The organism is Fusibacter sp. QWL-12 (assembly GCF_058683495.1).
The window spans coordinates 819,631-840,406 of the sequence record NZ_CM178745.1; the positions used below are offsets into that span (position 1 = coordinate 819,631).

At 37.0% G+C, this 20,776-nt stretch carries 21 protein-coding genes; 8 read left to right on the top strand and 13 right to left on the bottom strand.

The window, feature by feature from the left end:
- The first annotated feature begins 4 nt into the window (after positions 1 to 4).
- The 5 genes from hisS to AC4PID_RS04370 all read left to right on the top strand — a co-directional run bounded on the left by hisS (position 5) and on the right by AC4PID_RS04370 (position 3,858).
- Positions 5 to 1,264 (top strand): histidine--tRNA ligase, encoded by a 1,260-nt coding sequence (gene hisS / locus AC4PID_RS04350; protein ID WP_492134343.1) that lies wholly within the window; start codon positions 5 to 7, stop codon positions 1,262 to 1,264.
- Positions 1,224 to 1,730, top strand: coding sequence for a M48 family metallopeptidase (locus AC4PID_RS04355; RefSeq protein ID WP_492134344.1), 507 nt, complete (start codon positions 1,224 to 1,226; stop codon positions 1,728 to 1,730). Before hisS ends, AC4PID_RS04355 begins: the two co-directional genes overlap by 41 nt.
- A 212-nt stretch (positions 1,731 to 1,942) precedes the next feature.
- Positions 1,943 to 2,284, top strand: a complete 342-nt coding sequence (locus AC4PID_RS04360; RefSeq protein WP_492134345.1) for a PadR family transcriptional regulator — start codon at positions 1,943 to 1,945, stop codon at positions 2,282 to 2,284.
- 1 nt (position 2,285) lies between these two features.
- On the top strand, positions 2,286 to 3,236 hold the full coding sequence (locus tag AC4PID_RS04365) for a hypothetical protein (RefSeq protein ID WP_492134346.1): 951 nt from the start codon (positions 2,286 to 2,288) through the stop codon (positions 3,234 to 3,236).
- 22 nt (positions 3,237 to 3,258) lie between these two features.
- On the top strand, positions 3,259 to 3,858 hold the full coding sequence (locus tag AC4PID_RS04370; RefSeq protein WP_492134347.1) for a TetR/AcrR family transcriptional regulator: 600 nt from the start codon (positions 3,259 to 3,261) through the stop codon (positions 3,856 to 3,858).
- A gap of 135 nt (positions 3,859 to 3,993) precedes the next feature.
- Here AC4PID_RS04370 and AC4PID_RS04375 read toward each other — a convergent pair whose 3' ends face one another.
- The 13 genes from AC4PID_RS04375 to AC4PID_RS04435 all read right to left on the bottom strand — a co-directional run bounded on the left by AC4PID_RS04375 (position 3,994) and on the right by AC4PID_RS04435 (position 17,974).
- Entirely contained in the window at positions 3,994 to 5,796 is a 1,803-nt protein-coding gene (locus AC4PID_RS04375) for a trypsin-like peptidase domain-containing protein (RefSeq protein WP_492134348.1), read from the bottom strand.
- A 9-nt stretch (positions 5,797 to 5,805) separates the two neighbouring features.
- A complete protein-coding gene (locus AC4PID_RS04380) occupies positions 5,806 to 8,244 on the bottom strand; it encodes a glycoside hydrolase family 3 C-terminal domain-containing protein (protein WP_492134349.1) in 2,439 nt (812 codons plus the stop codon).
- Positions 8,245 to 8,480: 236 nt separating this feature from the next.
- Positions 8,481 to 10,097 (bottom strand): MFS transporter, encoded by a 1,617-nt coding sequence (locus AC4PID_RS04385; RefSeq protein ID WP_492134350.1) that lies wholly within the window; start codon positions 10,095 to 10,097, stop codon positions 8,481 to 8,483.
- A 48-nt stretch (positions 10,098 to 10,145) separates the two neighbouring features.
- A complete protein-coding gene (locus tag AC4PID_RS04390) occupies positions 10,146 to 10,691 on the bottom strand; it encodes a TetR/AcrR family transcriptional regulator (protein ID WP_492134351.1) in 546 nt (181 codons plus the stop codon).
- 61 nt (positions 10,692 to 10,752) lie between these two features.
- A complete protein-coding gene (locus AC4PID_RS04395) occupies positions 10,753 to 11,157 on the bottom strand; it encodes a hypothetical protein (protein ID WP_492134352.1) in 405 nt (134 codons plus the stop codon).
- Between the two features lie 133 nt (positions 11,158 to 11,290).
- The gene (gene rbsK / locus AC4PID_RS04400) at positions 11,291 to 12,208 is read right to left on the bottom strand and encodes a ribokinase (protein WP_492134353.1); all 918 of its coding nucleotides are present in this window, start codon (positions 12,206 to 12,208) and stop codon (positions 11,291 to 11,293) included.
- On the bottom strand, positions 12,205 to 12,804 hold the full coding sequence (locus tag AC4PID_RS04405; RefSeq protein ID WP_492134354.1) for a KpsF/GutQ family sugar-phosphate isomerase: 600 nt from the start codon (positions 12,802 to 12,804) through the stop codon (positions 12,205 to 12,207). The genes rbsK and AC4PID_RS04405 overlap by 4 nt, the downstream gene beginning before the upstream one ends.
- Positions 12,805 to 12,818: 14 nt before the next feature.
- Positions 12,819 to 13,217, bottom strand: coding sequence for an RbsD/FucU family protein (locus AC4PID_RS04410; protein ID WP_492134355.1), 399 nt, complete (start codon positions 13,215 to 13,217; stop codon positions 12,819 to 12,821).
- A 17-nt stretch (positions 13,218 to 13,234) separates the two neighbouring features.
- On the bottom strand, positions 13,235 to 14,146 hold the full coding sequence (locus AC4PID_RS04415) for a dihydrodipicolinate synthase family protein (protein ID WP_492134356.1): 912 nt from the start codon (positions 14,144 to 14,146) through the stop codon (positions 13,235 to 13,237).
- An 18-nt stretch (positions 14,147 to 14,164) separates the two neighbouring features.
- Positions 14,165 to 15,454 carry a TRAP transporter large permease gene (locus AC4PID_RS04420; RefSeq protein WP_492134357.1) on the bottom strand — a complete coding sequence of 430 codons (1,290 nt, stop codon included), beginning with the start codon at positions 15,452 to 15,454 and terminating at the stop codon, positions 14,165 to 14,167.
- The gene (locus AC4PID_RS04425) at positions 15,451 to 15,960 is read right to left on the bottom strand and encodes a TRAP transporter small permease (RefSeq protein ID WP_492134358.1); all 510 of its coding nucleotides are present in this window, start codon (positions 15,958 to 15,960) and stop codon (positions 15,451 to 15,453) included. Before AC4PID_RS04425 ends, AC4PID_RS04420 begins: the two co-directional genes overlap by 4 nt.
- Before the next feature lie 123 nt (positions 15,961 to 16,083).
- Entirely contained in the window at positions 16,084 to 17,151 is a 1,068-nt protein-coding gene (locus AC4PID_RS04430; protein WP_492134359.1) for a sialic acid TRAP transporter substrate-binding protein SiaP, read from the bottom strand.
- Positions 17,152 to 17,209: 58 nt separating this feature from the next.
- Positions 17,210 to 17,974, bottom strand: coding sequence for an IclR family transcriptional regulator (locus AC4PID_RS04435; protein WP_492134360.1), 765 nt, complete (start codon positions 17,972 to 17,974; stop codon positions 17,210 to 17,212).
- A 232-nt stretch (positions 17,975 to 18,206) separates the two neighbouring features.
- On the opposite strand from AC4PID_RS04435, the gene AC4PID_RS04440 reads away from it, so the two are divergent.
- The 3 genes from AC4PID_RS04440 to AC4PID_RS04450 all read left to right on the top strand — a co-directional run bounded on the left by AC4PID_RS04440 (position 18,207) and on the right by AC4PID_RS04450 (position 20,756).
- Complete coding sequence (locus AC4PID_RS04440) at positions 18,207 to 18,878, top strand: response regulator transcription factor (RefSeq protein ID WP_492134361.1); 672 nt, start codon at positions 18,207 to 18,209, stop codon at positions 18,876 to 18,878.
- Entirely contained in the window at positions 18,875 to 19,870 is a 996-nt protein-coding gene (locus AC4PID_RS04445) for a sensor histidine kinase (protein WP_492135357.1), read from the top strand. Before AC4PID_RS04440 ends, AC4PID_RS04445 begins: the two co-directional genes overlap by 4 nt.
- A 118-nt stretch (positions 19,871 to 19,988) precedes the next feature.
- A complete protein-coding gene (locus AC4PID_RS04450) occupies positions 19,989 to 20,756 on the top strand; it encodes an ABC transporter ATP-binding protein (RefSeq protein WP_492134362.1) in 768 nt (255 codons plus the stop codon).
- The last annotated feature ends 20 nt before the right edge of the window (positions 20,757 to 20,776 follow it).

The following is a 20,776-nucleotide window of genomic DNA, read 5'->3' on the forward strand; positions in this document are numbered from 1 at the left end:
TATTATGTATACAACACTTCCCCCAACTGGAATGAGGGACTTTTTACCAAGAGAAAAGGCCGTTCGAGAATTTGTAATGAGTGAAATTCGCGATGAATATAAGAAAAGTGGTTTTACTGAAATTGAAACGTCTTACCTTGAAAACATCAATAACTTAACTGGTGGTGATGGTGGTGAAAACACCAAACTCATCTTCAAAATCATGCAACGTGGTGAGAAGCTTGAGAAATTATTAGCCAGCGGCGCGATAAACGCAGATGACCTAGCCGATTATGGCCTAAGATTCGATCTTACTTTACCACTGGTACGTTTCTATGCTAATAACAGAAACGAGTTGCCTTCTATATTTAAAGCAATTCAAATGGGGCCCGTTTTCAGAGCAGAACGCGCACAAAAAGGCAGATACCGTTCTTTCGCTCAATGTGACATCGATATCATCGGTGATGAAAGTAACTTAGCTGAAATTGAAATTATTCAAACGATTTCTTCTACCTTAAAAAGACTTGGCTTTGGCGATTTTACCATTAAAATCAGCGACCGTCGCATATTGAAAGCAATTGTGGTTTCATCTGGATTTTCTGAAGAAGAGTTTGGCGATGTTGCGATCACATTGGACAAGCTTGATAAAATTGGTGTTGAAGGTATTCGCAAGGAGCTTAACGCAAAGAATTACGATGCGGCTGCTATTGAATTACTTCTAGTAAAATCCGCTGCACTTGAATCCCAAGGACTTGAAGGTATCAAAGAGATGTGTCCAGAAGGCTATGATAATCTTAAAGACATTCTTGATGTTATCGGTGGACTAGCTGACACTTTTAAAATCGTTTTTGATCATACCCTCGTGCGTGGTATGGGCTACTATACAAGCACTATCTTTGAAATTGCTTATAGTGATTTGGGTTACTCGATCGCTGGTGGTGGTAGATACGATAAGATGATTGGTAAAATTTCTGGGATAGACGTTCCTGCGGTTGGTTTTTCAATTGGATTTGAACGTATCGTCGATATTTTATTATCTGAAGAACGTCAGCTTTCTAACGCACAAAAAATTGCACTTTTGTTTGATGACCAAAAATCTATCTCTGAAGTTGTGACTGCTGCGACTAAGCTTAGACAAGAATACGATATCGTATCACTTTATCGTATGAAAAAGAAGTTAGGCAAGCAACTGGCACAACTTGATAGAGCCGCATACACCGGGTATGGCATTTTTAGAAGTGCGGATGAAGCAATTGAAGTTAAGCCTTTTGAGAAAAATGAATAAAATAGCCAGCTCTAAATATCTAGGTAATCCCATCGATATCGTTTATGAGTATGAAGCGCTTTCAAAACCGATTGTAGAAATGATCACTGAAACCATAGTAATTAAAGCAGAGCAACAGCCCGACCTAAAAGAGGTGAAAGTTTTAATAGAGCGCTTTTATAAAAAAACGTGCAAAGCTTTAATAGAAAAAAGGATTGCGTATTACGCCGTTAATTTCAAAGAAAAACCAAAAAGTGTGACCATTGAAGTCAGCTTTAACAAATGGGGTTCCTGTAACAGTAAAAGAGAATTGACCTTTAATTATCTCCTTATTACAAAGCCTCTTGATCAAATTGACTATGTGGTTGTACATGAGCTTTGTCATATGAAGCATCTCAATCACGATCGTTCCTTTCAAAGATGTATTGGCGCAATTATTCCAAAATACAAACAGGTAGAATCCTTGTTTCATTCAGAAGAACTATAAGTTCATTAAAAATTTTCAGGCATCGAGCCTATAGATTTTACCACAAGCGAGATTGTGGCTTAATTATTAACCGCTATTCCTACTGGAATAGCGGTTTTTTATCATTTAAACTCGGAATTTTATTGGAAAACGCGTCGAAAAAATTATCAAGAAATATTTTTTGTTGACATTAGTGTGTGACGCACAGTATAATGTGATCAAGAGGTGATACAATGAGCGAATTTGATAAATTACTTGGCAATGCCTTACAAGAAATGAGACGCGGAGTATTAGTACTTGCCGTACTCTCCAGACTCGACGAACCTAGTTATGGCTACTCATTGATACAAGCACTGTCTGAGCACGGGCTTGATATTGATCAAAATACACTTTATCCACTATTGAGAAGGCTAGAGAAGCAAGGACTATTAGAGTCCATATGGCAATTAGAAGATAATAGACCAAGAAGGTACTACAAGATTAGCGAAGAAGGACTGAGATTAAGAAATGCCCTAACCATCGAATGGCAAACCATGGAGCATTCACTGAAAAGATTAATTTCCAAGGAGGAATAATATGTTAATTAAAGACTACATCTATACAGTTGGCAAATATCTACCTGAAAAAAACAGAGCTGATATTGGAAAAGAAATAGAAGCAACCATTTATGAACAACTACTTGTTAAATATGGCGAAAAAGATTATACCGATGCGCAAATTACTCAAGTACTCTATGAGATCGGTTCGCCACGAGTCGTAGCTGAAGCCTATTTAGGTAAACCCCATGCAATTATAAGCTCTGAGTTGATTCCAACATATCTGATGGTAAGTAAAATTTCACTAATAGCCATCACCATATCCTTACTAGTAACTGGAATCGTAGAAGCTATGCAATCAGAATTTTCTATTGTAGCCTTCTTAATCAATATCATCGCTGGAACGATCAATGCAGGGTTATCTTCTTTTGGAATCATTACCTTGATTTTTATCTTGATTTCAAGAAAAGGCGTCTCAATGCCAGAAACTGAAGAATGGCAAGTTAGTTCTTTATCAAAATTCGTACCAACAGAACAGAGAATATCAATTGTAGAAAAAGCATTTGAAATTGGATTTACCATTATGGCACTCATCTGGTTAAATTATTTTACAGTTGGCATCTATATGTGGTCTGGTTCGCAAATGACAACTTTAGATTTATTAAACACAGCTGCGTTTGCTAGAATATTGCCTATTATTAACATACTGTTGTGTCTCACAATTGGCTTAAATCTATATCTGATCATCAAAGGCTCATGGAATAAACAATCAAGAATCATGGATAGTCTTCTATCATTAACTGGTCTAGGAATATTTGCTCTAATTGTATTTGGAAAAGGCTATATGGATATGACTGGCGTTGAAGCCTTACTCAACTCAGAAATCGTAACCGTCTTCAAATCAATCTTAAGCATTTCAGTTGTCGTTACTGCAGTCTTTACAGGGATCACTTTATGGAAGCACGCAAAAGCCGAGTTAATATCTAAATAGCCTATGGTTATTAGGAGGTAATATGTATCACATTAGTCAAGATGCTCGATCTAAGACGTCTGCAAAGTCTATTTCAGATGCTTTAATGCGGCTGATCGAAAAACAATCTATATCTGAAATTAGAATCATAGACCTAGTAAAGGAAGCCGGTGTTGGTCGTGCTACTTTTTATAGATGCTTTGACACAATTGATGATGTCATTCGATATATTTGTGATGAAACCTATATCCAGTGTGGCATTGCACTTAAATCTCAATTGGATTTATCCAAAGATTATCGGTTAGATGAAACGTTCATTAAGCCTTTCCTTTTATTTTGGGAACAGCACACACACGTTGTGAAACTTATCATTAAAACGGATAAAATCGGATTATTTAACACAGCATTTAATCAAATGCTAAAACTACTAATGACCCAATTTCCAGAGGTTAACATTCCTTTTTACAATTACTATGTCGCAATGCGTTCAGCCATATCCACTGCTGTTTTAATCGAGTGGGTCAATTCCAATATGGATTTAACACCAGAGCAATTAACAAAACTTTATCTATCTCAAAGTAATGATGACAGCTCCCTCATAGAACAGTTGGTCCAAAGAACTAAGCAAATAAAAGGCAACTAACAGATCAAAGTGTATATAGTACATTAAACAACCCTCGATATATGGCTTATAGTAGCCATATATCGAGGGTTTCTTTAGTGATAACAAATGTTTTTATTTCTGTAGTTGCTTTAGTGTTTACTAATACGTCGCTTTTTAATTCGGTAAAGTGATTTGAATCATTTCACTACCTTCTGATTCAATGTCGAAGATATAACTCGAAACGATGATGTAGATTGTACTGCCAGGATCAATATCGTATAAGTTAGCTGAGTAAATCCCCTGCCAAGAAAGATTGCCAACATCGCCATAGCTGTCTTCAAAATAATACCATGGTCCATCTGGTGAAAAAGCATAGTAGACGTGATAATACCAGCCCATACCATTGTCTTCCCAGCCAATCTCTATTTCAGAATTTGAAACAGCTCTAACATATGGCTCTGGAATCATTCGATTCTCTATAACCTCATCGTAATACCAAACACCATCGAAGATAACACCGTCAGTATAATAGTATTTCCCCTCACCGTAAAGGTAGTCATAATAAAACTCACCTTCATAACGCTCACCATCTTCCCAATAATAGATGCCCAAGCCTTCCTTTAAGCCATCGTAGAATTCACCGACATACTTGTCCCCATTAGAATAAAACATGGTTCCTTTTCCTTGAGGTACGCCTCCTACGACTTCACCAATATAATAATCACCATCGTCATAGTCAATTCGTTTTTCTACCTTAAGTTTAGAAAAAGCACCCAGACTCATGTTTAAGTTAGTACTTTGGAATCTTTTAACTTCGTTGATTGGTATCGCTAAATTTAAGTTTTGACCACTTATAAACTGTGCTGAAGTAATACCTACAACCTCACCATATAAGTTCACCAATGCACCACCACTACTCCCTGGTGAAATTGGCGCGGAAATCTGAAGATACACTTGCCCCTCTAATGTCCGAGAGCGATTGCTAATCAAACCATCTGAAATGGTATTTTCAAGTCCTATTGGACTGCCGATGGTTAAAATCTCTTCACCATTTTCAAGTGCTGCGGAGTTCCCGAAAACAACGACAGGTAATCCTGAACCATTTACTTTTAAAACGGCAACATCTCTATCCGCATCATAAGCGTATAAAGCTACAACATCATATGCTTTCCCATCGACAAACTTTACGGTAATTTTGCTAGCACCTTCTACAACATGGAAGTTTGTAAAGATTTTTCCACTAGCTTCAACATTCATTCCACTGCCAGTACCAAGTAAATCACCATTCGCGTCAAATGTCTCAATATAGACAACTGCTGGACTAACAAGCTTGGAAATTTCAGATGCCTTTAGTTCTACCTTTGATGTGTTCTCACCTTCAAATTTAGTGAAAGTATTGGTTACCAAAACCATTGCATGTTCTCTCGTTGCATTGCCTTTTGGAGAGACGTTATTGCCACCCGTTCCGTTTAGTATACCCTCATGATTCATATAGGCTACTGCTTCAGTTGCGTATGAAGCTATTGAAGCACTGTCAGCAAAACTTACGGTGTATGGACCACTTATAACACTTGGCATCGCAATTTTCAAGCATTTATAAAACATCACAGCAATCTGTTCTCTCGTGATATTTGCATTCGGTGAAAACTGAGTTGCTGAAGTCCCTGAGATAATACCAACTTGATATGCCTTTAATACCTCAGGATTTGATGTGTCGTTAAAAGGATTTTGAATCGTTACTTTTACAGTCTCTCCACTCAATTTCTCATAAAGCTTAACGATCATTTCAGCAAACTCTTCTCGAGTGATAAAGGTTTGATAATCTGAAAGTAAACCCGATGGAATCAACTCCAATGATTTTCCAGTTTCAATAAAAGTTTGAGACCATGAACTTGGCGCTGCATAAGCTTGAGAGGACGATAAGGTAAAAAATATAACCAGTGCTACTAAGTATTTTAAGATTTGTTTTTGTCGCATGTATTCACCTCATAATTTCTTCTTTAACATAATTTTTAAACCCTTAATATAATTACCCCGTAACATTTCTAACAATCCATATCCAACTCGATTTTTAATATAACCGTTTGACATCATCGTTAGGTTTCTAAGTGTAATCTCTTTTCTAACGCTGATGATCATTTTTTTCATACCCTCATTATTTTGTTTTGTGCTTTGCTGCCACGTGATCAAATAGATTAGCCGCATCAAAATCCAACCTATAACTGTATGCTTTAAATCATTGATTGGTGTATTCATGTCAATCGACTTAGAAATGTCTACTTCAAGCTGTGTCGCACTTAAATAGTCATTATCTGTAACTGAAAAAACACCTTCATAATTCGAAATAAACAGTTGGTCTAATGCTGTCACTTTAACTTCAAAATTCTCTGTACTTGTGAGCTGAACATTAGCATGTTGTTCATTTGAAAGCGCATCATTTAAGGCTTGATTATCACGGATTATTATAGGCAAATTGAGGGGTAAATCTTCTGAAGAAAAACCAATCCAAAATTTGTATTCACCTGGCTCAAGAAACCACACCTTCAGTTCTGGGTCATAAATCTTGAAGGATTCTTTAGGCACCTTTAAAGAAATCATCTGGCTCTCTCCGTGAATTAAATGAACTTTTTCAAATGCAATAAGTACTTTTTTAGCTCTATGCTTCTGATTTAATGGCGCTTCAAGATACACTTGAACAACCGTTTTGCCATCCCTATGACCTAGATTTGCAACACATACATTTAGTGTCTCGTTTTTTTCATGATAGACCGCATCGTAAACATCAAAAGTCGTATAACTCAACCCATGTCCAAAAGGATACTCAATATTACCTTTGAATCGATCATAGAATCGATAGCCGATATAGATCGACTCTTTATAGATCACATTCTTCTCATCACCAAAGCTAACGTTACTTTCTAGAGGAAAAGTTTCGGCAAGTTTACCGCTAGGATTGATATCCCCAAAAAGGATATCAACCATAGCATCTGCTCCAGCTTGACCACCTAAATAGCCTTCTATAATGGCTGAGATACCATTCTTCCAAGGCATAGCGACAGGCGCACCATTGCTTAAACAGATCACCACTTTAGTACTGTATTTTTTTACTTCTTCTATTAGTTTCAAATGATGCGCAGGTAGATTTAGCGTATCTCGATCAAACCCTTCTGACTCATATGCTTCGGTCAAACCGACAAAAAGGCAAATCACATCCGAAGATTGACAGATTTCCTTTATTTTATCACATTCATCAAGATTGGATAAATCAGACTTAAAACCTATATGATAATTGATTTGCTCTTTAGTTTCTACCTTTTGAATCAAACATGTTAGTGCATGTTCAAGTTCTGTTGGGACAATATAAGAGCTGCCACTGCCTTGATACCTTGGATGCTCTGCAAAATCACCAAAAACACCTATTTTCTGTCGCTTTGAAAGTGGTAAAATACCATCATTTTTAAGCAAAACTATTCCCTCAGAAGCGATTTTCTTGGTTAACATATGATGCTGTTTGTATATTTCACTTTCGTTTAAGCTGTCCTTGATAGGTTGATTTCTTTGAAACTTCAATAATAAGTTCAATATTCTTAGAACAGCAATATCTAGAACTTCTATAGATAAAGTATTATGCTCTATTGCACTTAAGATCAATTGATAGCTTTCATCGGTAGCACCAGGCATCTCAATATCTTGACCATTGATCAAACCTAAAATTCTGTCATTTGTTGCGCCCCAATCGGTGATGAGCGTCCCTTTATACCCCCACTCTTTTCGCAACACTTCATTCAAAAGCCATTCATTTTCACTACAATAGTAGCCATTTAATCGATTATAAGCACACATCACCGTATCTGGTTCAGCCTTTTTAACAACCTCTTCAAATGCTTTAAGATAAACCTCTCTCAATGCGCGTTCATCTACAACCGCATTGACGATCATACGCATGGTCTCTTGATTATTCACAGCAAAATGCTTTAATGAAGTACCAACATTTTGAGATTGAACCCCTTTGCACCAAGCGACCGCTAACTCCGAAGTCAAATGTGGATCTTCAGAAAAATATTCAAAGTTTCGACCACAAAGCGGTGAACGCTTCATATTGATTCCAGGGCCAAGTAAAATTTGAACATTTTGATCTAAGCATTCTTTACCGAGTGCTACGCCCATCTCATAGATCAATTCAGGGTTCCACGTCGCACCAAGAAGACTTGCAGTGGGAAAACAAGTTGCAGGTTGACTTGAGTGAATACCCAGATGATCATTACCATCAAACTGTTTTCTTAACCCATGAGGGCCATCGGAGACATTAATCGCATTTATACCTAGCCTTGGAATCCCTTCGATTTCCCAAAAGCTCTTACCTACGCATAGCTTTGCCTTTTCTTCTAGTGTTAATGATTTAAGCAATTTTTCTGCAGTTTCCATAGTGCCTCCCATAATCAAATTAGATCAATTGACACCTTCACCTATGTATATTCCTATTCTACCAAATACCCACCGTTAAAACTATGAGAAAAATCCTAATAAAGATTATGATCATTATAATCTCTATCAGGACTTTTACTTTAATTGCTTTATTTGATTTTATTTCTTTATTTTCTTTATTTTCTTTATTTTCTTTATTTTCTTTATTTGCTTTATTTGCTTTATTTGATTAGATATTACTTTAAAGCAATCTTTCTCTTTTCTATAAAAAGCGTCAACATGAAGCCTACAAGTGATATAGCAGCAGTCATAAAGAACATCTGAGCATAACCTTCATTGATTGTCGATTGAAAAACTGAGGTTATTGTATCTGCTGATTTTTCAATCGCTGGTAACACATAAGCTTTTGCGTTTGCAGGTACAACAACATCTAAGAACTCTGTTAATCGACTTACGATGTTAGTAACATCTGCATTTTGTAAGTTTGTCAACAGTTCAGGCGAAACGCCTTCACCTCCTGCTGGAAAACTCATGCCACTGGGCATAATAGCTGCAGATATATTGTTCATAACATTACCACCAGCATTCACGATAAAGCCAATCATTATATTAGGTGAAATCGCAACACCCAATGATCGAATTAGACTCATTGTAGCGAGCGCACTTGCTCCATCCTCTTTTGTTGCTTTATTAAGAACCAGGTAATTTAAAGGTGCTCCCATAGTGAAACCAACACCAACACCCATAAAAGCAAGACCTAATATAACGGACGACCACGTCATCGCTTTTGATGCAAATAGCGCTAAAACCAGCGTGCCAATTATATTGCATGCAAATCCGATTCTTAAGACGAAAGCGCCTCCCTTTTTATCCAGTAGCTTGCCACTAATAGGGGCTGCAATACCAGAAAATACGGCTAATAAAGTAACAAGATAACCACCTTTTCCCGAAGCAATTTTGAGCGTATTTTCGCCAAATTGCGGTACGAATACCATTCCCATAAGGCCAATCCCGGTAATAAATGCAATTCCCAAAGTAAAGACCATCTGTTTTGACCCAAACAATCTTAGATTTACGATTGGATCTTGTACCTTCATCTCATACTTAATTACAAATGGCAGTAATACTGCTGCAATGATTAAAAACGGCCATACAGAAAGCGATTGTATTGTATCGATGAAATGGAAAAAGTTTAGGTTTGTAAGTGCGTACATTAAACTGCCAACAAATCCAGCAAGTAGAATTGCACCCACAAAATCAATCGGCGATTTAGATGGTGTTCCCGTAGATGGAATAAATCTAGACAGCACTAAAATGATCAGTGCTATTGGCACATTGATTAAAAAAATGACACCCCAATTTTCTAAGCCCACTAGAGATAATAACGCACTTCCCAATGTTGGTCCAATAATCGTTGCAACACCATAGATCATACCCACTAAACCAAGAGCAGTTCCTCTTTTCTCTTCAGGAAAGCTTTGACCAATTACTGTAGTCGCAATAGGTAGGATACCACCTGCACCAATGGCTTGTACCACTCTTGCCGCAAGGAAAAGTGCATAACTGTCTAGGTAATTTGTTAGCCCACTGAACAATGAACCTAACATAAATACGGCAATACTGAAAACATAGACACGTTTGTGCCCAATTCTATCAGCCATCTTACTAGTGATTGGCATTGAAACGGCATACATAAGGGTATAAATAGTGATCATCCAAATCCCTGTAGACGCATCAATTCCAAAACCATGTTGAATCACTTCTCTAGCAGGCGATACAATACCACTATCAATCGCCCCTAAAAAAATACCAAGTAGAAAAAGTATTAACATTAAATTGTTGCCTTTTTTCATAAATATCTCCTTTATGTGAACATTGTTCATTTTGGTTCAAAAAAAATGCTATCGAATGATAGCTTTTAAAGCTTTTTCAAATTTCTCGTATGTGTAAGTCGGCATATAGGTTATTGCAATGAAATTTGCAAGAATAAACTCTGCGATTTCATTACAATCCAAATCGATTTTATCATAATCGACAGCGGAAGCAACCATCTTACTAAATCTCTCTTGAAGCTTAGACATAAAGTCATCTTTATTTGCTCTTGTTTTATCTGTATAGGTTGGCTTAAAGCTTTGCGATAAAAAGATTTCATGAAAATCGTCAGTAAATACCTTAAAATGCGTATAAATATTTGCCATTTTTTCATAAAATGTAATTTTCATGCTATCCGTCTCATCGATTACTTCAAAAAAAGCATTCCAATAAGCAAGCATAAGATGAATTACAATAGCTTCCTTGTTCTCAAAATAGTTATATACCGTTCCAATCGCAATGCCACTTTTCTTAGCGACGTTACGCATGTTTAAACCTTCGTAGCCATCCTCAGCCATAATTTCTTTTGCTGCTATTTGAATTGCTTTAGATGGATCCGTAATAATTTTTGGCATAATCCCTCCAAAATGAACTATGTTCATTTTAGCACCATCCTAAATGGATATCAATAGATTTTTATGAGAATAATAAAAATTTTAGTCTCGCATAAGCTGCTAAAAGATGTGCATCAATAGATTCAACAACTTGTTCTTCATCCGCCCAAATTAATTTAGCTTCCGGATCAAAAGCAGGATCAGACCGCTTGCTTAAATCCACTGCATAAAGATCCAACATGTGGTCACTGTTGCGTTTTAAAGCACAGACGCCAAGTCGGATTAATTCATTGCCTTCTATTAATATACTGGATTCCTTTTTAAAGGATTTAATGATTGTGCTTTCTAATGGCCCTTCTGCATCAGTATATAGTAGTCCGCATAAATCTGGATGTGCGTCCCAACCAGGTACAAACTCACTCTTTAAGAGCAGTTGTAAATGATTGCCTTTTCTTTTGTATGGGATTAAAATAACTGTATTTGCCATATAAGCCTCCTTGAATTTATTCTATAATTATTTATATCCCAATAAATTTATTTTAAACGCAAAATCCTACTTTCGATTAGTTGAATCAAAAGTAGGATTTTAAATTAGTTGGCGTTCTTTTATACAATGAATTTTATTGATTTGAACGAATAAAGTGTTCAACTTCGTTTTTAAATGGTAATGATGGTATAGCACCGTGTTTGGTTACAGTTAAAGCACCCACCGCATTAGCAAACTTCACTGCTTCTTTTAAAGTCTGCTTTTCTATGAGTTTCGATACGAGTGCACCATTAAATGAATCTCCAGCAGCTACTGTATCTATTGCATTAACTGTGAAGCCTGTCACATATTCGAATCCATTTTTATTTCCTATCACAGCGCCTTGCTTACCTAACGTTGCGATCACCGTTCCAACACCTAGAGATAACAGGTGGTTAATCGCTTGCTCTACTGATGCTCTATCGGTTACTTTCATACCGGAAAGAATCTCTAACTCAGTTTCATTTGGTGTTAAATAAGTGACTTTTGAAAGTACTTCATCAGGGATGAAATCAGCTGGTGCTGGATTAAGCACAATTGGAATCCCTGCGTCATAACATTTTCGAATCAGTTCAAAGGTAACTTCTTTTTTTAGTTCCATCTGAGTAATAACTAATTCCGAACTTGAAATTGCATCAAAATCGTTATTAAGGTCCTCAAGTGTATATCCAAAGTTCGCCCCTGGAACTACGATAATTTTGTTTTCTGCACTATTGTTGATTTGAATCAGACCCATAGCTGTCGGACGCTCAGGATCTCTTTTAACATGTGAAATATCGACACTAGCTTCCTTAAATACAGATTCAAACGTATCGCCATAGCTATCACTGCCAAGGCGTCCAAACATTGCAACATGTGTACCAAGTCTTGCAGCAGCAATTGCTTGATTTGCACCTTTACCACCCGGCAAGCACTTAAAATCATCAGAAATTAATGTTTGTCCTTCACTCGGGAACTCATCTACCCTAGTAATTAAATCCATCACAAATGACCCTACAACTGAAAGCTTCATGATTCCTTTACCTCCTCTTTCAGCTTTTTGCCAAGGCTGCCAGCTGGATGATAAAGTAGAAAATCTTTACTTTCAAATGATTTCGCTTCTGACAAAGCGCATGCAAGTGCATCGCCAACGACTAATGTCAACGTTGATGAAGTCGTCGGTGCTAATTTTAAATGATCTGCTTCTGTTAACTTCGGATATAGAATTCTATAATCACATTGCTTCGCAAGCTCAGAATCATGTCCCGATGTGAAAGCAATCGTTGTACATCCAATACGTTTCAGTGTTGGAATGGTATTAATGATTTCACTTGTGTTCCCACTATTTGATATCAACACTGCGATATCCTTAGCTTCTATCATACCTAAATCGCCGTGTACTGCCTCAGTGGCATGGACGAAAAAGCTTGGTGTACCAGTACTTGAAAAGGTTGCAGCAAGTTTTTTTCCAATATGACCAGACTTGCCGACGCCGATGAAAACGATCTTACCTTGGCATGCCATCATAAGCTCACATATTTGCTCATATTGACTTGCATAATGATCCAAAAGTTCTGAAATTGCGTCTCTCTCTACTTGAATCGCTTTCTTTATACTATCTGTATACATAAATCAATTCCTCATTAAAGGACACCTTTAGTTAAAATCGCATTTGCATACAAAGCACTCTCAGAAGTCGCAATGATACAATAAGCTTTTTTTGCCTCCTCATAAAATTTAAAACGTTCAATAGGCTCTAAAGCATCCGCATGGGTTTCGTAAACGCTCCAAATTTCAGGTGTAGAACCATCATCTGTCGCCATTACACCGATACTTGTCTTAGGCGCTTCATCCAATGGGAACAATGACAATACGGCCTCAAGTACGGCTTCACTACCATGTCCAGTCAATCGAACCAATCTGTTTGCACACGAAGCTGCAGGAAAATTTGCATCTGCAATTACCAAACGATCGCCATGGCCCATTTCACATAATATTTTTAAAAGTTCTGGAGGTATCAACTTTGATATGCCTTTTAACATAACGTGCTCCTACTCATTTATAGTTGGTTTCTAGTTTCAGTTTCCCAATCGATTAATTCTTCGACAAGTTGTTTTGACTGTTCTGTAAATGCGTCTGCTGGAAGTCTTCTAGATACTAACAACATATCGACGCCATCTCTTGTCATATGATATTTTGCATTGATTGGATAAGCGTACTTTTCAATACTGCTTTTTTCTGTTAGCATGGCTTGTAGCTGGTCTGCTTTTTCAGGATTAGCTGCAAAGTTATCAAATAGCCATTTGTATAAATCGATATGGAAGTTACCCATTACGCCATTGTAACCATGGTAGCCTTCTCTTAAAGAACCCAATAAGGTTTCGGTATTCGCATTAAATAATTTAAGTGCTGTTCCCTCAACAATTTTTACACGTCTTGTTTCGATTTCTAAATTACAGCTAACGTCTTTTAAAAATACGATTCTACCAGATTCTGCACACCACTTAAGTTCTTCATCAGAAAGAAGTCTTAAAAATGGATATGGGCATTCATAGATACCAAACTCTACACCAGGTAATGCTTCTAAAATTCTCTTAAGGTTAGAAATAAACACTTCACTACCATCGTTAACACCAGCAAGTCGATTGCTTACTAAAACGACAGCGTCAGCACCCGTCTCAGAAACGGCTTTTAGTTCTGCAATTTGATCTTCAATTGCGTCTGAAGTATGACCTGATGCGATAACTGGCACTCTATTTTTAGCTGCTTCAACTACTGTTTTCGCCAAAGTTACTTTTTCTTCAGTTGAAAGCATAAACATTTCACTTGATTGACATACAGCGAACAAACCGTCACTGCCTTTTCCAATTAAATACTCAGTAATTGCTCTATTTGCGTCTAGGTCAAGCTTGCCAGCTTCATCAAAAGCTGCAATCATCGTTGGCCAAACGCCTCTATATTCATGTTTCATTGAATTTCCTCTCATTTTCTACATTAATCCAAATGTCTTAGGTAAGAATAATACGATTTCAGGAATAAAGGTTATTAGTAATAAAATGACGATCATCGCAACTATCGGCCACATAATTTCCTTCATAACGGACTTTAATGAAGTTTCTGATATGCCTGCGGTTATAAATAGCAGCATACCAAACGGTGGTGTCGATAATCCAATCATCATGTTCAAGGTTACGACGAGTCCAAAATGGATTAAATCGATTCCAAAAGCTTTTGCGACTGGAATCATAATCGGTACAAATACCAATTGAATCGTTGACGTATCGATAAACATTCCTAAAATAAGGATAATAATATTAACCAGTATTAAGAATACATATTTGCTACTAGTAAAGCTCATTACAAAGGTACCTAAATCAGTTGCAATTTGTTCTCTTGCAACGATGTAAGAAATTACAGCTGCTGCACCAACCATCAAGCTGACAGAGCCAGTATCTTTAATCGTATCTTTAATAATGTTCAACAAGCCTTTAAAACTCATTGCTTTATATGCTAGGAAGGCAACAAGAATGGCATAAACGCCTGCTACTGCTCCTGCTTCTGTAGGTGTCATAACACCTGTATAAATCCCTAGTAACAAGATGATCGGTGTCAATAAAGCTGGGATTGCTTGAATTGTAAAAGCAATAAACGCTCTAAATGGCACTTTTTCTTCTCTAGGATAATTTCTTATTTTTGATACAACTGAAACATAAATCATCAGTCCAATACAAATCAATAGCGCTGGTACCATGCCACCTAAGAACAATGCACCTACAGATGCACCCGATAACATGGCGTACATAACCAAAGGAATACTCGGTGGGAAAATAGGGCCAACCGTCGCTGATGCTGCTGTAATCGCACATGAGAAAGCATCATCATAACCCGCTTTTTTCATCGCATCGATTTCCATTTTACCCAGACCCGAAGCATCTGCTATTGCAGAGCCTGTCATTCCTGAAAAAATAAGAGATGCGATAACGTTTACATGACCGAGAGCGCCTCTTCTTCCACCAGCAAGACCCGAAGCAAATTTAAATACCATTTCTGTTACTTTACCTGAGTTCATGACGTTGGCAGTGAAGATAAATAGTGGCACTGCAATAATGACGTAGTTTGAATAATAGGTGTTCATAATGTGATTTGCCACTGAACCTAGATCAGTTCCATTTATGATAAAATAAAATGTTCCTGCTGCGATCATACCAAGTGAAATTGGCATTCTTAATAAAAAGATCAAAACAAAAACGATAAGTGTTACGATCATTGCCATACTCATCTTAAATCACCACTTTCTTTTGATTTTCCAATTAAGATTAAGAAATCCTCAGCGATTTCAGTTAACGTGTAGCCGAGCATAGCAAGCACAAAATAGATAAATGGTGCAAAAATATAGCTCAATTTCACTTTAAAAACCGATGTAGATTGGAAACTCATAAAGTTAACGTAGTCAAATGACGGTACGATTAACGCGAAAAATGCGACTGCAATGATTAAGTTCCCTAATAGCCTTGTAAAAGCTGCTAATTTAGGGCTTAGTGCATCATATATAAGTGTAAATTTAACATGGGCTCTATAGCGCATTGCATAGCAAGCACCGAAAATTACCGACCATGAAAAGCCAATAACCGTTACTTCGTAAGCCCAAGTAAGTGGAAATTTAAAAATATATCTTGCTACAATTTGTATGATGAAGGTTAAAAACATCACTAAAAAGGAGATTACAGGGACATAAATCTCAAAAAAATCTCTTAAGATGTATAAACTTCTCTTAATTTTATTCACAAGGTCCCTCCAAATGCTGTATAATTAATGTTTAGGATGGGGCTCTTGACCACAACTTAGCCGATTAAGAATATTGGGGAATATTTCCGGCTAAGATTGTGATCTTGAGTCTCTCTTCAATTATTATTTGCCTAATTCTTGAACTTTATCGAAGAGTTCCATGTCCCAGTTAGCAGTTAAATCTTTATCATCTAAATACTTGCCTAATACTTCTTCGCTAAATGCATCGATATCAGCATAGTATACGCTTAAGCCTTCACCTTTAAAGAACTCGATTAATTCTGCTTCTCTCGAAAGATTAAGTTCATCACACAATGCTCTTGCTTCTTCCATAGCTTCGAGTACAACCGCTCTTTGGTTATCGCTTAACGATTGCCATTTAGCTTCGTTGATTGTTGGCCATACGCTATCAACTAAGTGATTTGTAATTGAGATTGATTTTGTAACTTCATAGAATTTTGCACTTTGTACAGTTGGAAGTGGATTGTCTTGACCATCTACTGTACCTGTTTGAAGTGCCATATAAAGCTCTGAAAATGCGATAGGTGTTGGGTTTGCGCCAAGTGCTTTACCTAAGAACAACCATGCATCAGAGTTTGGCATTCTAAGATTGACGCCATTTAAATCTGAAGGTACTTTAATTTCTTTATCTTTAACTAAGTTAATTTGTCTTGTTCCTAAATAGAAAGCTTTAAGAGGTCTAATGCCTTGCTCACTTACAACTCTGTCAAACACTTCTTGTCCAACTTCGCCATTTAAAGCTGCTGTCATATGGTCATAGCTTTTGAACATGTAACCAGCGCTAAACATTGAAATCCAAGGTGAACCTTCTGCTAACCAAGATGCTGACATATAAACGATATCCGCTTGACCTGATTTAACTGCTGCAAGTTCTTGATCTTGTTTGAATAATGAACCTGAATGGAAAGTATCAACTGTGATTGAACCATTTGATTTTGCTTCAGCTACTTCTTTAAATTTCATCATAGCTTCATAGTGTGCATCACCAGGAACTGCATTAACTGAAAATACAAGTGTTACTGGTTTATCTTCAGGTGCTGCTGTAGTACCCTCTGATGAATTTGCTTCTGTTTGATTTGCTGTCGTCTCATTTGAGTTCGACTCGCTTGAACATGCTGTCATTGCAAGCACCATTACAAGCGCAAGCAATAATGCTAACCACTTTCTCATTTTCTTCCTCCCAAAAAATCTTTTTATGTTGATCGGCTTTGACCGATTACAACCTTAATTAAAGTCTTCTCTTGATTTCATATGCAGCATCTATGAGGATGCTCGCATATCTCTCAACTTTTTCATCATCGAAGTTGTGAGATGCGCCAGATATGCTTAAACCACCAATCAGCTCACCACTTCTACCAAAGATCGGCACGCCTACACATCTTACATTTGGTTCGTGTTCCACATTATCAAGTGCATAACCGCGCTCTTTAGATTTCATAATCTCTTCAACGATTAAATCGTCATCCATCAACGTAAAAGGTGTAAATCTTTCCTTTTCCATATTAATGCGCTCTCTAATTTCACCTTCCTCCATGGTACTCAGCATTGCTTTTCCAAGAGAGGTACAGTACATTGGCGCTCTCTCTCCCATGATGGACCTTATTGGATAATTATGATCGTAAGTTTTCGGATAAGCATTGAACATATATAACACATATTTGCCATGCGGAACACCGAAATACATCATTTCACCGAGCTCATCAGTCAATCGTTTCATAACTTGATAAACCACATCCTGATAAGAAAGCTGACTTGTGACGACATATGAAAACTCAAGCATTTTATTTGTGAGTCTGTATTTAGAATTTAATGGATTTTTTTCTACATACCCAGCTGCTTCAAGTGTCGAAATAAGATTATGTACATTGCTTTTGTAAAGACCTAGCGCATTTCCAATTTCAGTTACACCCAGTTCTGGTGTTTTAGAAGTAAAACACTCTAAAACCTTGAGAGTTTTGTATAAGGATTTCACTTTAATATCTTCTTGATTCATAATAAACTCCCCTTTTTCGCTTTTGTCGTTCTGTATTTCAGAACGGTGTTCTTTATTTCGTTATTTGTTTTCATTATAAGCGATATGTGTCCCGCAGTCAACGGACTTTTCAATTAATTTTTGATAACTAACAAAGACTTGTAGAAGCGCACGAATATAAACACATGATTTAAAACTGTCACCTACTCTTAAAATTTGATAGAATAGTCGTAAGAGAATGGAGGAACCCTTTATGTATAAGATACTCATCGTTGAAGACGACCCAATTATATCCCGCTCTTTACAGACTTTACTTGAAAATTGGGATTATGAAGTTCTTTGCTGTAAAGATTTCAAGGATGTCATGTCAGATTTTATAAAATTTAGTCCTCACCTCGTTTTACTCGACATATCCCTTCCATACTACAATGGCTACCACTGGTGTACTACGATTCGTACGGTTTCAAAAGTACCTATACTTTTCATATCATCTGCCTCTGACAACCTCAATATCGTCATGGCAATGAACATGGGGGCAGACGATTTTGTCGCAAAGCCATTTGATGTCAACGTTCTCGTCGCTAAAATACAAGCGGTGCTAAGACGTGCTTATTCCTTTACGGGCCAAACAAGGGCACTTGAGCATAAAGGCGTTATTTTAAATTTAAACGATACCAGTGTCAGCTATAAAGATCAGCGAGTTGAACTGACTAAAAATGATTTTAGATTATTACAGACCTTAATGGAAAACGCCGGGAAGGTTGTGTCCAGAAATGAACTTATGACACGTCTATGGGAAAGTGATGAGTTTGTGGATGATAATACACTTACAGTAAATATGACTCGACTTCGCAAGAAACTTGAGGAAATCGGGCTACTGGAATGGATATTAACTAAAAAAGGAATGGGGTATTGGATCGAATGATGGCAGTCTTATTTTCATATTTAAAAAGACATATAAAGTTCGCACTGCTTTATTTTTTATATGCTTTCATATTTATTGTTGTTTTTTCCCTATATGGTTTACCCATTGAGGCAGTCAGCTACGGTTTCGTCCTATCTGTTTTTTTTACTGTTATCTTTTTTAGTTATGGGTTTACACGATATTATAAAACACATCAACAGCTTGAAATTTTGAAGGATCAAGTGACACTTTCAATAGACACACTTCCTGATGCAAAAGATCTTCTTGTTAAAGACTATCAGCTCTTGATCGAAACACTCTTCGACAAATATCACGCACTTGAAACGGACTCAGATTTTAAAAGAATGGCTCAAATTGACTATTATACACTTTGGGTACATCAAATTAAAACTCCGATTTCAGCAATGTATCTTTTGCTTGAAAGCAATCAAAATGAAAATACACTCTCTTTAAAATCTGAACTTTTCAAAATTGAACAATACGTGGAAATGGTTTTGCATTATCAAAGACTTGAAAGTGAAACCACTGATTTAAAAATACAATACTATAATTTGGAATCTATCGTTAAATCCGTCATTCGCAAGTATAGAACTTTATTCATCGAAAAAGGCATCAAATTAAATCTCAACATTTCACCTCAACAGGTGCTAACAGACGAAAAATGGTTGTCCTTTGCGTTCGAACAGATCGTTTCAAACGCAATTAAATACACACATCAGGGTGAGATATCGATAACGTGTTTGTCCGATCCCTTAAGACTCGTTATTAGTGATACTGGTATCGGTATACAGGAGGAGGATTTACCTCGAATCTTTGAAAAAGGCTTCACTGGCTTTAATGGCAGAATGAACCGTAAATCTACGGGAATAGGACTTTATCTATGTAAGCAAACGCTTAAAATGCTAGGACATGACATTGACGTCGTCTCACAGCTAGAACAAGGAACAACTGTAACGATTGGTTTAGATCGGCCAAATATCACATTAGAGTAGCTTACAAAACTGTAAGCTAAGGATTGGAAATGTAAGTTAGATTTATGGAACTTCATTTCCTTTTTTTTTATAATGATTATGAAATAGTGATATTTGATCTTAGGAGGTTCAACAAATTATGTCCTTAATGGAAATCAACAATTTAAAAAAAGTTTATACGACGCGATTTGGTGGTAATCAAGTGACTGCGTTATCCAACGTCACCTTTTCAGTGGAGAAGGGAGAATACTTAGCCATAATGGGCGAATCCGGCTCAGGCAAAACAACGCTATTAAATATTTTAGCTTCTTTAGACCGTCCTACTAGCGGCGAAGTCCTTCTCAATAATAAGCCCTTTTCATCTATAAAGGACCGTGAGTTGTCTGCATTTAGAAGGGATCACTTAGGATTTGTATTTCAGGACTTTAACTTACTCGATAATTTTTCAGTGCAAGACAACATTTTTTTACCCCTTGTTTTAATGGGAAAAAATTATCATGAAATGTCCAGACGCCTAACCCCTATCGCAAAGAAGCTTGAAATTGGAGAACTACTCAATAAGTTTCCTTATGAGATTTCAGGCGGACAAAAACAGCGTGCCGCTGTTGCGAGAGCTTTGATTACCAATCCCGACATCATTCTTGCTGATGAACCAACAGGTGCACTGGATTCAAAAGCAACTGATCATTTATTGAGTTTGTTTTCTGAGATCAACGCGGAAGGTCAAACGGTTCTAATGGTAACTCACAGCGTTAAAGCTGCAAGCCATGCTAAGCGCGTTTTGTTTATAAAAGATGGCGAAGTGTTTCATCAGATTTATAGAGGCGGTTTATCGAATGAAGCACTCTATCAAAAAATATCTGAAACCTTAACGCTTTTGGCTACTGGGGGGGATTCGGTTGAATAGTTCGTTCTACTTAAAAATGG